Raw genomic sequence first — 12,808 nt, 5'->3', positions numbered from 1 at the left:
GCATTTATCGGGACTTACTACCTGAAGTCCCTTTATTATACCACAACACCGTAAGACTTCTATCCTAATTTTGCCGTTTTCGCACAAAACAAAAATCGCCCTTATCGGGCGATCGAAAGATGTAGAAAACTGGATGATCGGGGACCTAAATCTCTTCCTCCGGACCGCTGAGCGACTCCCGAATGACATAGACGAAAGCGCACATGAGAAGCCCTGCTACGATTCCTGCCACGTTAATCACTCCTTGAAGCAATATCGTGGTTCTATTGTACCACACGAATGTAACAGCGACATTACTTTTTTGCAATCGCTTACAAAAATGACCGCGAAAACACCTGCCCGGAAAGGGCAGGTCTTCGCCGCTTTTTTATGCCGGATTATCCTTTAGCGACTTCAGTACCAGGAGAAGATAACGCCATGTCCGTTCGACGGAAGAGATGCGGAAGCGCTCCGCCGGCGTATGGATATCGTAAAGGTCGGGCCCGTATGATACGGCGTCCAGCTCCGGAATCTTGTCGGCGAAAATCCCGCATTCGATGCCGGCATGCACCGCCTTGACCTCCATCGGCCGTCCGAACTCGCGCCCGTATACGTCCACGAAAACATCCCGCAGCCGGGATGCCATCCGATACGGCCAGCCGGGATAATAATCGCCCGCTTCGAAGCCGCAGCCAAGAAGGCGGGCGAGCGTCTCCATCCTTGTCATGGCCGCATCGAGCTCGGACCTGAGCGAGCTGCGGGCCAGGCTTTCGAAGCGCACGCTGTCCGCGGCCGTCTTCACGATGCCCACGTTGGTTGACGTGCGCGGAAGTCCCGGGATCGCCTTGTCCATCCGAAGAACGCCGTTCGGGATGAGCAGCAGCGCATCGACAAGCTTGCTATGGGAAGCGTCTGAAAAGATACGCGCCGCTTCATCCCCCGCAGCCGCGCCGCCCTCCGACGCCTCAAGCGAGACGCTTACGCCCGGATCGGACACCGCATACTCCGTTTGGAATACCGCTTCCCATTCCCGTACGGCCGCTTCGGCTTCCTCCCAACGCGCTTCCGGCACGAACAAGACCGCCTCGGCTTCCCGCGGGATCGCATTGGACGCGAGGCCGCCGCGCACGTCCGCGAGGCCGTACGGCAGCCGCTTGCGCAAGCCGTCGAGCGCCCGCCCGAGCAGCTCGCAGGCGTTGGCGCGCTCGTGAACGATATCGTCGCCCGAATGGCCGCCTACTAGGCCGTGTACGCGCAGCCGGCCCGCCCGCGCCTGCTGCGGCGCATCCGTCCATTCGACGGGCACCGTATGATAAGCGCGCGCCCCGCCGGCGCTGCTGACATAGAGAATGCCTTCCCTGTCGGAATCCAGGTTGATCATCATGCGGCCCTTCAGCAGCGCGGGATCCAGCTTCCTTGCGCCCTTCATCGACGTCTCTTCCTCCGTCGTCAGCAAGATCTCGAGCGCAGGATGCTCCGCGTTCCGCTCATCCAGCAGTGCCATGGCGAAGGCGACGCCCAGACCGTTGTCCCCGCCGAGCGTCGTTCCTTCCGCGGTCATGAAGTCGCCGTCCAGCCGCAGCCGGATCGGATCGGTCAGGAAGTCGTGGGCGACGCCTTCGTTTTTTTCCCCGACCATGTCCAGATGTCCCTGCACGATGACCGGCGGCGCCTGCTCATAACCTCGCGAGGCCGGCTTGCGGATGACCAGATTCAAAGATTCGTCCTGCACGGTCTCAAACCCGCGCGCTCTGGCGAATGCGGCCACATAATCGCTCGCCGCCCGTTCATGTCCCGAGCTTCGCGGGATGGCGGACAGCGCCTCGAAGTGCGGAATGACGGGACAATCGCCCCCATAAAGTTTCGATTCGGCGTTTGCGCTGCTCAATGGTCGCGCCTCCTTGCGTTCGATTCGTTTGCGAAGCGTTTGCTCGTCGTTTGCCCATCGACGGGCCATGCTTGCAATATATAGCAGCAGCTCTCGTTAAGCAACCGCAGTTAAACAGCCGCAAATGCGCCGTCCTTGAAATTTTCCCGCCCCGCCCCGCATATAATCGGACAAGAGGGCAGCTTGGTCCAGGGAAGGAAGTGCGCTCGTGTCCGACTTCATCTTATCGCGAAAAGGAAACGCCGGCTTCGTTCGAAGAGGGCTTCGGGTGGCGGCCGTGACCGGAGCTGGCGCATGCGTCCTGCTCATCGGACTGCTGGCGCTGCTCATGCCCAGCATCGCGCTCGAAGCCTCGCTCAAAGGCTTGTCCGTCTGGTGGGAGGTGCTGTTTCCCGCACTGTTTCCCTTCTTTGTCCTGTCCGAGGTGCTGCTCGGCTTCGGCATCGTTCACCTGGCCGCCGCGCTGCTCGATCCCCTCATGCGGCCGCTGTTCCGCATTCCCGGCGCAGGCGGCTTCGTGCTGGCGCTGAGCTTCGGGGCGGGTTACCCGATCGGCGCGCGCCTGACCTCCCAGCTCATGGAGCAAAACCTCCTGAGCCGCGGCGAAGGCGAGCGGTTGGTCTCGATGACGACGACCAGCGATCCGATTTTTCTGATCGGCGCAGTCTGCCTGGGCTTTTTCGGACGGCTCGACATCGTGCCGGTGCTGGCTGTGGCTCACTATGGCGGGGCGATGCTGGTCGGCTTGCTGCTGCGGTGGCGCAAGGACGATCCGGAACCGGAGCCCGAAGAGCGGTCGAAGCCGGCCCCCGGGAAGCCGGTTTCGCCGGTTGAAGCGCCTAAACGCGACGCCAAGCTCGGGCTTGGCCGTTTCAAACGGGCGATTGTGGCGATGCACGAAGCGAGAATGGCGGATGGACGGCCGTTCGGCATCGTGCTGAACCAGGCCGTCAAGTCCTCGCTCGCCCTTATGATCGTCGTAGGCGGTCTGGTCGTCTGCTTTTCGGCCACGCTCCAGCTGCTCCTGCACGGCGGCCTGCTGCTGCCGCTGAAGCATGCGATCGTATTCGCGCTCCAAACCTGCGGCCTCGAGCCCGGACTCGCTAACGCCTTCGTGCAGGGGACGTTCGAGGTGACGCTGGGCAACGCCGCGGCGGCAGCGAGCGCGGGCTTCGGCGGCATTCCCGCCGCCCTGATCGACCGCGTGGCCGTCGCGGCGTTCGTCCTGGCCTGGGCCGGCCTGTCCGTGCATGCGCAGGTCGCCGGGCTCATGGGACGCACCGGCTGGCGTTACGGCCCCTTCGCGCGCGCGCGGCTGCTGCATGCGGGAATCAGCGTCGCGCTTGTCTACCTGCTCTGGCCCTGGCTTCACGGGGCATAAGCGCCGCGCCGGCATTGTCTTAAGCGCCGATATTGTTTATCATCTATGTCAGACAACGATTGAGCGCTTAAGCTGGGAAGGAGCATTCCATTGAAATATGCGCTGCTCGACCGGGGCGACTCGCTCTCCCGCGAACTTGCGGAGACGTTCCACAAGCTCGCGCGCGAACGCGGGCTGACGTCCAACCCCGGCAGTCCGGATTTGATCGTCTCGATCGGAGGCGACGGTACGCTGCTGCAGGCCTTTCATTCCTTCGCGGACCGCGTCGAGGACGTGGCCTTCGTCGGCGTGCACACAGGCCACCTGGGTTTTTATGCCGATTGGAAAAAAAACGAGCTCGAAGAGCTGGTCTCGCTGATTGCGTCCACCGAGCCGCAGAAGGTCAGTTATCCGCTGCTGCATATTCAGGTCGTGACGAATACGGAGTCCAAGTCGTATCTCGCCCTCAACGAATTTACGCTCAAAAGGCCGGGCGGCACGCTCGTCGCCCAGCTTAATATTAACGACGAGCCCTTCGAGATGTTCCGCGGGGACGGCATCGTCGTCTCTACGCCGTCGGGCAGCACGGGCTACAACAAGAGCGTGCACGGCGCCATTCTTCATCCCTCGCTCGAGGCGCTCCAGATCGCGGAGCTGGCGTCCATCAACAACCGGATTTACCGTACGCTCGGTTCGTCCGTCATTCTTCCGAAGCATCATCATTGCGACATCGTCACCGATCCGTCCGACGACCTGTCGCTGCTCGTCGACCACTTGACCTTGCGTTTTCAAGGGGTGCGCTCGATTATTTGTACGGTCGCTGAGCAGAAGATCCACTTTGCAAGGTACCGGCCGCATCCGTTCTGGAATCGCGTGCGCAACGCGTTCATCGGATCGCCAAAGGAGATATTAAGCCAGAACTTCCCGCGCAAGACGTTCGCCGACTTGAGCGAAGACGAAGCACACAAGTAAAAGACAAAAAGACCGGCAAGGCGCGTTCGATCGCCGCCCTGCCGGTCTTTTTAACGTACTTGCTCACTCGCCTGCCGGGGAGCTCCGTTCGGGCTTGCTTCCGCCGTCGGTTCGCGGTTCGCCGCCTGACCTTGGAGCGCCGCCGCTCGGGCGTTCCGGTCGCGGCCTTGAATCGGCACGATCGGCGCGCGGACCCTGGTCGAAGCGGTCGCTCCGTTCGGGCCGCCCGCCGTGCTCAGGCCGCTCGCCCCGCTGCCCGTGCTCGGGCCGCTGGCTCCCGTCGTGGTGGCGCGGCTTGCCCGAAGAATGGCCCTGCTGCGCGCCGCCCGGGGAAAACCGCTGCTGCGAATGTCCGCCGCCCGGCGCCGGTCCTCCCGGCTGGCCCCCGCCTTGCGGGCCGCGACGCCGGTTCTTGTTGTTCGGCCACTTGCCGGGTGCGCCGCCGCTGCGATGCCCGCCGCCCGGCGCACCGCCGGATGAAGAGCCGCCGCGGTACCCGCCGCCTTCGCCGCCGGACGTCGTCGCGCGATCGCCGCCGTCGCGAGGATGCTGGCGCTGCTCCTGCTTGTTGTAGCCTCCGCCCTGGGTTCTCCGCTCGTAGCCGCCGCCGCTCGAACCGCCGCGGTACCCGCCGCCTCCCGGCTTGCGGTCCCGACTATCGCCGCCGCGCTCCTGGCGGGCGCCGTCAAAGGGACTGCCGCGCCCGTACATCTCGTCGCGTGCGCTCGCGGCCGCGGTCTGCGCCGCGGCTGCGCGCCGCTCCGCGCCTTCGGATACGGCGCGTGCGACCGCGGACGGGCTCGTCCCCGGCACCCGGCCGCCCGGCCGTTCCTTCAGCGGCCAGCGCATAAGCATGCCGCCGGACGGCAGCGAGATGGCGGCCGCAGGTGCCTGCGCAGCCGGCTCGCCCTCTTGGCCGTCGTCTGCGTCGCCGGCGGCTTGCTCCGCGGCCTGCGGCGCAACGGCCGGCAGTTCTTCAAGCCGAACGCCCGCGCCTTCGGGCACGGCGGCAAGATCCAGCTTTTCGAGGACAAAGTACGCGCAGCCGAAATTGCAATATTCGTGTATATATTCGTACAGATGCGAAATGACGGATTCCTTCGGCGCCTTCGGCTGCGGCTCGCGGAAAAAACCGCGCAGCCGGAGCTGGCTGTAGCCCCAGTCGCCTACGATGTAATCGTATCGCTCCAGCACCTCGCTGAATCTCTCCCGGAACGCTTCGGGATTCCATCCGTTCTTGTGGTCGCGAACAACGGAATAGGCGTTGTTCCCGGTCAGATAGATCACGCAAGGCTCTCCTTCCGTCTCCCGTGCGCCGACCGCCAGCGGCCGCGCGCGAATAAGGTATTCATGGCCCGCCGACGCGCAAGGCGCTAGACGTCAGACGCCCGTTGCCGCCGCCGGCAAGCTCTCCGCCGCTCCTTGAACGGCCGACGCCGTCGCCGCTGCGGACTTCACCTGCGAATGCGCGTGATAGGAGCTGCGCACGAGCGGCGCGGACTCGACGTGCGAGAAACCGCGCGCCAGGCCTTCGGCCTTGAGCTGCTTGAATTCGTCCGGGTGGACGTAGCGTGCGATCGGCATATGCGCCGGACTTGGCTGGAGGTACTGACCAAGCGTCAAAATGTCCACGTCGTTCGCACGCAGATCGTCCATCGCGGCCAGCACTTCTTCGTAGGTCTCGCCGACGCCCAGCATGATGCTGGACTTGGTCGGGATCTTCGGCGCCAGTTCCTTCGCTCTGCGAAGCAGCTCGAGCGACCGCGGATACTTCGCCTTCGCGCGCACGCGATTGGACATCCGCGCCACCGTCTCGATATTGTGATTGAGAATGTCGGGCTTCGCGTCCATGACGATGCGCAGCGATTCGAGGTCGCCCTGGAAATCCGGGATCAGCACTTCGACGCTGCAGAGCGGCAGCTTGCGCCGGATCGCCTTGATGGTCTCGGCGAATATCGATGCGCCGCCGTCCTTCAGGTCGTCCCGCGCCACCGAGGTGACGACGCAGTGCTGCAGGTTCATCTGCTCGGCGGCTTCGGCCACCCGCTCTGGCTCCTGCAGGTCGAGCTCCGTCGGCAGCCCCGTCTTCACCGCGCAGAAGCGGCATGCTCTCGTGCAAATATCGCCAAGTATCATAAAGGTCGCCGTGCGATTCGCCCAGCATTCGTATATATTGGGACACCTTGCTTCTTCGCAGACCGTATGGAGCGTCTTGGCCCTCATCATCTGCTTGATTTCCTGATAGTTGTCGCCGGTCGTCAGCTTGATGCGCAGCCAGTCGGGCTTGGGCGTCTTCTCGCCGTTCTTCATGCCATTCCCCCGCTTTCTGTCCTTTATTATAGCATGATTCACATAAAAACCAACGTACTGCAAAGGCTACGGATACTTGGGAAAGGGGAGTCGATGCGAGGTGGCATCATGTTAGAACGGCTAATAACGCAGACAATACGCCTGCGGCATCCGCTGCGGGTCGCGGCGGCGGCGGCCGCGCTGGGCTTTGCGATCGTATCGCACGTTCACGGCCAGGAGCCGGGCGGCGAGGACAAGGCACGGCGCGAGCTGTACGACCACGTGGCAGCGATCACGGGATTGACCTGGCAAAAGGTGGCGGCCGTCGATCAGTACGAACGCTCGATGACACGGCTGCGGCCCAAGGAGCGCCCGCTTGGCGAGCATGCCATCAGCGGCGCTTATGTCGCGCCCGAACGATGGGCCGGCGCGCTCAATCCGAATTCGGAGGACCGCTCGCCACTCTCGATCGCGCTATTCGGCGGCATCGGCCGCGACGGGTCCGGCGACGGCATGGCCGACAGGAACAACGACGTCGACAGGCTTTATTCGGTCGTCCGGCAGACGATGCTGCAGGGCACCGGCGTCGACCATATGGCGATCGGGCTGTGGGAATATTATCAGAGTTCGCGAGCCGTGCTAAGAGTACAGCAATTCGACAAGCTCTACTCGGCGTTCGGTACGCTCAACTTGTCCAAACACGTATTCCCGCTTCCGTTGAACAGCGTCTACTCCTACCGCAGCACCTGGGGCAACAGGCGGGGATGGGGCGGCGTCAGAATTCACGAAGGGACCGATATTTTCGCCGGTCAGGGCGTTCCCGTACGCAGTACGTGCTACGGCGTGGTGGAGGTCAAGGGCTGGAACAAATTCGGAGGATGGCGAATCGGCATCAGGGATATCGACAACCTGTACCATTACTACGCGCATTTGTCCGGATTCGATAAAAGCATCCGAACCGGTGACATCGTGGAGCCCGGCCGCGTGATCGGGTGGGTGGGCAGCTCGGGTTACGGAAGACCTGGCACGCAGGGGAAATTCCCGCCGCATCTGCACTACGGCGTGTACCGAGACCGCGGCTTGGTGGAGTGGGCGTTCGACCCGTACCCATTGCTTCACAATTGGGAGCGATCCGAGCGCAAGGCGCTTTCAAGCCGCAGCAAGGGCGGCGGGTGAGGCTGTGGCCGGTTAACGGCAGTCAGAACAGTGTGCTGGAGAGAGGTAGGTCCGAAACGGTCCTGTAGATTGTACGGAATGCAGGTCAAAAAGTTATTCTGCAGGCTCGTATACGATATAACGTGTGGTGTAAGGGCAAAAAGTTACACTAAAGCAGTACCGTTTTTCCGGCAAGCGGCATAAGCTCTGCAGCTTGCGAAGCAACGGAGAACACTTCCAATTTTCTCTATAACCACCCGAGACCGAGTCAGCGCGAAATCCTGCTAACGGCTCCTGCACTCGCATCCCGATGCGGACCAGCACAAAAACGGCGCCCGCTGAGCGCCGTTTTCTGCCGTTCCGCCAAACGCGGCGCCGCGGCCCATCCGCTGCGCCCGGCCGTACCCGTTACGCCCGCTCGTGCAGAAACCGCTCGATCTCCGCCTTCGCCGGGATCGAGCTCTGCGCGCCGTGCCGCGTAACGGAGATCGCCGCCGCGGCCGCTGCGTAGCGCAGCGCCGCCGCGAGCTCCAGCCCCGACGCCGTCGCAGCCGCGTAGGCGCCGATAAAGGTGTCGCCCGCAGCGGTGGTGTCCGCGGGCTCGACCTTAAACGCCGGCACGCGCAGCGCGGCGCCGTCCCGGTCGAGCGCGGGCGCGCCTTTGCCGCCCAGCGTCACGATCACTCGCGCGACCCCTTCGGCCTGCAGCGCGCGCGCGGCCCGCTCGGCGTCCTCCAAGCCGTTCACCGTCAAGCCGCTGACGACTTCCGCCTCGGTCTCGTTTACGACGAGCGTGTCGATAAGCGGCAGCGCTTCCGCGGGAAGCTTCGCCGCCGGCGCCGGATTGTAGCACACCTTGATCCCAAGCTTCGCGCACAGCTTCAACGCATGAAGGTTGACCGCCGGCGGGATCTCGTTCTGCAGCAGCGCGATCTCCGCGCCGGACAGCGCTTCGTCCGTGACGTCCGCCTCCGTCAATTTGCCGTTGCTGCCCGCGGACAAGACGATCGTATTCTCCCCGCTCCCCGAGACTGTGATGAACGCGAGTCCCGACGAGCCCGCCTTGACCGATACGCCCTTCGTGTCTACGCTGCGCGACTGCAGCGAGTCGGTCAGCACGCCGCCGAACGCGTCGTCGCCGACGGCGCCGATCATGAGCGCGCCGTCTCCCGCCAAGGCGGCTGCAACCGCCTGGTTCGCGCCTTTGCCTCCCGGCTGATAGACGGTGCCGCTGCCATGAATCGTCTCGCCCGGCTGCGGGAACGCTTCCACTTGATTGACGATATCCATATTAATGCTGCCAATGACTGCAATCTTGCTCAAAAGTCCAACCTCCGACGGTGTCAGTTTTGCGCGTCCAGTCTATTCGACCTTGAAGGCGATGCCGCCCTCGTCGCGATCGATCGTAAGCGTACCGTGCTCGATGAACCAGACATCCTTGCTCTCCATATAAAAATGAAGGCCGTCCGCATCCGCTTCCGCGGCGGGATCCACCGGATCGTCCAGCATGATGCCGAAGCCGTAGGGTTCGCTGCCTCCGCTAATGTAACGGACGTAGACGCGGACCTTGTCTCCACGGCTATACTCCCATTCCTCCAGGAAGCAGGCCGCGGCGGCCTCCGATATGCGAAGCTCCATGTCGCCGACCTCCGTTCGCGCTCGTTGCTTGCTGCCTGTATTATAGCAGTCCGGCTTCGGAAGGAACAAGCTTGCGTTTACGGACCTGCGGACGCGGAAGGCGTTGGCAAGCTCAGCACAGGCGCCTGCGAAGCGCCGCTGCCGACAGGATTGCCGCTGCCGTCGTAATAATAGAGCGGCGTATCCCCCGCTACCATCACGTAGGAGAGCGGGATGTCCGTCTCGATCCGGTTCGGCTCGCGGTCGAACGGAATGACGATCGCGATATCGGTCTTGACGTGGATGTACACTTCGACGAGGACGTTGTTGATGCCCGCGCTCGTCTGGCGGGTCCGAACCTCCGCCTGCACGGTGCTGATCGGGTGCAGCTTGACCGCCACGCTCGGGCCGAGCGACGACAGGAACGGGCTGTCGATGGCATGGCCGATCGGGATGCGCTCGTGCAGTGCCTCTTGCTCCTTCAGCGCTTGCTCGACGACGGCGATCGTCTGCGCGGTGATGCGCATCTGCTCCTTGTAATCGATCTCGATGCCCGTCGTCTTGCCGTCCGCGTTCGTTTTCCAATGCACCATCTTGCTGCCGTCCGCCCCTGCCGCGATATTTTCCGTGATGGCGGCGTTGATCGCCTGCACGGCCATCTCGGTGATTCGCTCCTTGGCGAGGAACATGAGCGGCTCTCTCAGATAGCGATCCAGGTACATAAACGATTGGATGGCGGCGAAAAGCGCGATCGCGAGCAGCGCAAGAAAAAAGTACTTTCGCGGCAGCCGAGGCGTCCGCCTCGCGCGGCTGCCGGTTATGCGAGGGCGGCTTGAGTACGAGCGGCCCGGTATGGCAGGCTTGCTCCTGCCAGGGCGGGCGACGAAGCCCCTGCTTCTGCCGAAGCCGGAAAACAGCCTCGGCCGGAAGGCGACGCTCCTCGCATTCCTCGTGCCTCTCGCGCTTCTCGCGCTTCTCCAGCCTCTCGAGGCGGGCAGTCTCAAGCTCCAGCTTTTGCCAGCCGGCGGCCAGCGTCCCCATTTTCTACGCATCCGGGACTCACATCCCTTCCTTAAGCATGCCGAATTCGGGACGAACTCTCTTCATGCTTATGAAGGAAGGGCGCAAAATAGATCGCCGTTCGCCTTATCTGCCGGCCAGCGTCGCCGCCTGTTCGCGGATTCGCAAGAACACTTGGTAGCTCCGCTCCGCGCAAGCGGAGATCGAGATCGGGTCGAAGCCGGTCAGATCCGCGTAAAACGTATCGTTGAGCGGCTCGATCCACGATGCGGGCAAGGCGGCAGCGCCGAGGCTGGCCCCCAGAATCGATCCGACCGTCGCGCCGTTGCAGTCCGTGTCCCAGCCGCCGAGCACCGCGGTCGCGATCCCTTTTTCGAAGTCGCCGCCCGAATGGATCAGCGCCGCCGCCACAAGCGCCGCATTGTTGTTCGTATGGACCGGGTCGTAATGCTTGAACGCCTCCCAGATGCGACTGACGAGCTCGATCTGATCCTTCGCGCCTTTCGCGATATCTATCGCTTGGCCAATGTCGTGCGCAAGCCGCGAGGTGCGCGGGATTTCTCGCAGACCGGCTTCGACGATTCGCTCAGGATCGGTCTCCGTGAAAGCTGCCGCGATCATTGCGGCCGCGAACATTTCCCCGTAGATACCGTTCCTCACATGAGAAAAGGAGGCGTCCCGCCATGCCAGCTCGGCGGCCAGCTCGGGATTGCCCGCGGCGCCGTATGCGAAGCCGTCCGCGCGAATCTGCGCGCCGATCCATTCGCGATACGGGTTCAGGTACGTGCGCACCCACTCCTGCTTGGCCGCCCAATCCGCCGGCTTGTCCCGGTTCATATGGGACGTCACTTGCCCGAAGTTCAGATAGGCCTGCGTCTCCGCCGTGCAGACCTGCTGGTAGGTCAAGCGGCCATGCCAGAGCTTGCCGATATCCCAAGCGTCCCAGTCCAGCCCTTTCTCCTCCAGCATGAGCAGGCCGAGCACCGTGTACCGCACGTCGTCGTCGCTCTCCATGAAGCGAATTTGTTCGCGCGTGCTCTTCATGCACCATGGCGCCAGGTTGATATGCTCAGACTCGGCTCGCGACCGCGGCGGCGTATAGCCGCGGATCGGCCACGCATCCGCGCCTTCGAACCAGAGCTGCACGTTGCGCCAGCCCGGATTGCCGTTCGAGCCCCCCATCATCGGCCACGACTCGAGCGGCTTGCCGAGCGCGCAGCCGCTCAGCCGGCCCGCCCAGGCGCCGAGAAACTTGTCGCGCCATGCGGCTTCGCCAAGCTCCGGGACTTGGCCTTCTCGATTGCGGCTCGCCTCGGGACGCAGCGCGCGGATGCCCGCCAGATCCGACGGCTCGACAAAAGGAAAGTCCGGACTCGGCTCGAGCGCGCTTAATTCCGCGTACAGTGCCATCAGCTTCTCCTCGTCTTCCCCGCACTGCGCCCGCCTGCTCTCGAACCCGCTCACAGCGCAGCCTTCCTCGCCCCTTTGAATGATTTCCCTGCGCATGAGCTCGCTCAGCTTTTCCCATCCCGCCATCGTTATCGCACCCCTTCGGTATCGGTCATTGCTATCCTCACCTTAACCCGAACGGGATGCGCTTTCATCTCTTTTTGCCCCGATTCCATTCTTAAAAACGGCTATTCTCGGCTCATGTATCTCTCCCGGTATTGCTGGGGATTCAAGCCTACGAGCTGCCGAAACGATCGATAAAACGGAGCCGCGCTCTGAAAGCCGCAGGCGAGATACACGTCCGTCACCGACAGATCGCTCGTCGCCAGCAATCGCTTCGCCTCCTGCATCCGCACGAACGTCAAATATTCCTTGAATCGCTTGCCCACGCCTTCGACGAACAGATGCCGCGTGCGCGATTCGCTGAGCGCCAGCGCCTCCGCCGCTTCGCGCAGCCCGAACGGCTCCCCGAATCTCGCCGCCACCGCCTCCAGCGCGGGTCGCAGCCGTTCAAGCGCATCGCTGCGCGCCCGCCATTCCCTGCGTCCGTACCGCGCTTCCTCGGCGCGGTACAGCCAGACGGCGAGCGTCAGCATCGACGATCGCAGCAGCGGACCGTAGGCGGACGGCTTCGCTTCATACTCGGCAAGCATCGCGGCGAGCAGCGTGCCCGGCCGTTCGAACGACGAAGGACGATGCGAGCGCCATTCGGGCTCGCTCCAGGTCGCCGCGCGCGCGAACGGACGCAGCAGATACCGATCCTCCGGCGAGAACAACGACTCGCTGAAATAAACGAACGCGAACCGGCACCCTTCGGCCTCGGCCATGGCGATATGCGGCTCGTAAGGCGGGAACAGCATCAGCGTGCCCGGCTCGACGGTCACCGTTTCCTCCCCGATGAAAAAAGCGCCGCGTCCTTCGATGCAATATCCGATCTCATAAAAGGAATGCCAATGCTGCTCGGTACGCTCCTTCCTCAGTTCGTATTCGAACAGATGAAGCGGGACCGCAGCGTCGAAGCTGAACATCTCGAGCATGTCGACTCTCCTTGCGTGCGCGCCGATAGCCGCTCGGCGCTA

11 protein-coding genes are annotated in these 12,808 nt (G+C 63.2%); 3 read left to right on the top strand and 8 right to left on the bottom strand.

Annotation, left to right across the window (positions count from 1 at the left end):
• Positions 1-367: 367 nt before the first annotated feature.
• Positions 368-1,867 carry an aminoacyl-histidine dipeptidase gene (locus tag KVT38_RS17160; protein ID WP_217594957.1) on the bottom strand — a complete coding sequence of 500 codons (1,500 nt, stop codon included), beginning with the start codon at positions 1,865-1,867 and terminating at the stop codon, positions 368-370.
• A gap of 208 nt (positions 1,868-2,075) precedes the next feature.
• Between KVT38_RS17160 and KVT38_RS17155 the strand changes: the two genes are divergently transcribed.
• On the top strand, positions 2,076-3,248 hold the full coding sequence (locus KVT38_RS17155) for a nucleoside recognition domain-containing protein (protein WP_368859115.1): 1,173 nt from the start codon (positions 2,076-2,078) through the stop codon (positions 3,246-3,248).
• Positions 3,249-3,338: 90 nt separating this feature from the next.
• Positions 3,339-4,199, top strand: a complete 861-nt coding sequence (locus KVT38_RS17150) for an NAD kinase (RefSeq protein ID WP_217594956.1) — start codon at positions 3,339-3,341, stop codon at positions 4,197-4,199.
• A 63-nt stretch (positions 4,200-4,262) separates the two neighbouring features.
• Here KVT38_RS17150 and KVT38_RS17145 read toward each other — a convergent pair whose 3' ends face one another.
• Together KVT38_RS17145 and lipA are read right to left on the bottom strand one after the other, a co-directional pair.
• Positions 4,263-5,486, bottom strand: coding sequence for a YutD family protein (locus KVT38_RS17145; RefSeq protein WP_217594955.1), 1,224 nt, complete (start codon positions 5,484-5,486; stop codon positions 4,263-4,265).
• Between the two features lie 93 nt (positions 5,487-5,579).
• Positions 5,580-6,509 (bottom strand): lipoyl synthase, encoded by a 930-nt coding sequence (gene lipA / locus KVT38_RS17140; RefSeq protein ID WP_217594954.1) that lies wholly within the window; start codon positions 6,507-6,509, stop codon positions 5,580-5,582.
• Positions 6,510-6,617: 108 nt separating this feature from the next.
• Here lipA and KVT38_RS17135 point away from each other — a divergent pair, with 108 nt between their 5' ends.
• Positions 6,618-7,664 (top strand): M23 family metallopeptidase, encoded by a 1,047-nt coding sequence (locus KVT38_RS17135; RefSeq protein ID WP_254639294.1) that lies wholly within the window; start codon positions 6,618-6,620, stop codon positions 7,662-7,664.
• A 387-nt stretch (positions 7,665-8,051) separates the two neighbouring features.
• Here KVT38_RS17135 and rbsK read toward each other — a convergent pair whose 3' ends face one another.
• The 5 genes from rbsK to KVT38_RS17110 all read right to left on the bottom strand — a co-directional run bounded on the left by rbsK (position 8,052) and on the right by KVT38_RS17110 (position 12,766).
• The gene (gene rbsK, locus KVT38_RS17130) at positions 8,052-8,966 is read right to left on the bottom strand and encodes a ribokinase (RefSeq protein ID WP_217594952.1); all 915 of its coding nucleotides are present in this window, start codon (positions 8,964-8,966) and stop codon (positions 8,052-8,054) included.
• A gap of 39 nt (positions 8,967-9,005) precedes the next feature.
• Positions 9,006-9,281 (bottom strand): iron-sulfur cluster assembly accessory protein, encoded by a 276-nt coding sequence (locus KVT38_RS17125; RefSeq protein ID WP_217594951.1) that lies wholly within the window; start codon positions 9,279-9,281, stop codon positions 9,006-9,008.
• A 77-nt stretch (positions 9,282-9,358) separates the two neighbouring features.
• Entirely contained in the window at positions 9,359-10,312 is a 954-nt protein-coding gene (yunB, locus tag KVT38_RS17120) for a sporulation protein YunB (protein ID WP_217594950.1), read from the bottom strand.
• Between the two features lie 94 nt (positions 10,313-10,406).
• A complete protein-coding gene (locus KVT38_RS17115) occupies positions 10,407-11,816 on the bottom strand; it encodes an ADP-ribosylglycohydrolase family protein (RefSeq protein ID WP_217594949.1) in 1,410 nt (469 codons plus the stop codon).
• 101 nt (positions 11,817-11,917) lie between these two features.
• Positions 11,918-12,766: an AraC family transcriptional regulator gene (locus KVT38_RS17110; RefSeq protein WP_217594948.1), complete on the bottom strand. Its 849-nt coding sequence runs from the start codon at positions 12,764-12,766 to the stop codon at positions 11,918-11,920.
• Positions 12,767-12,808: the final 42 nt, after the last annotated feature.

Source organism: Cohnella sp. GbtcB17, assembly GCF_019091135.1.
Classification (GTDB): Bacteria; Bacillota; Bacilli; order Paenibacillales; family Paenibacillaceae; genus Cohnella.
The sequence above is the reverse complement of the archived record's forward strand: the minus strand, read 5'-3'. Positions and strand labels throughout refer to the sequence as shown.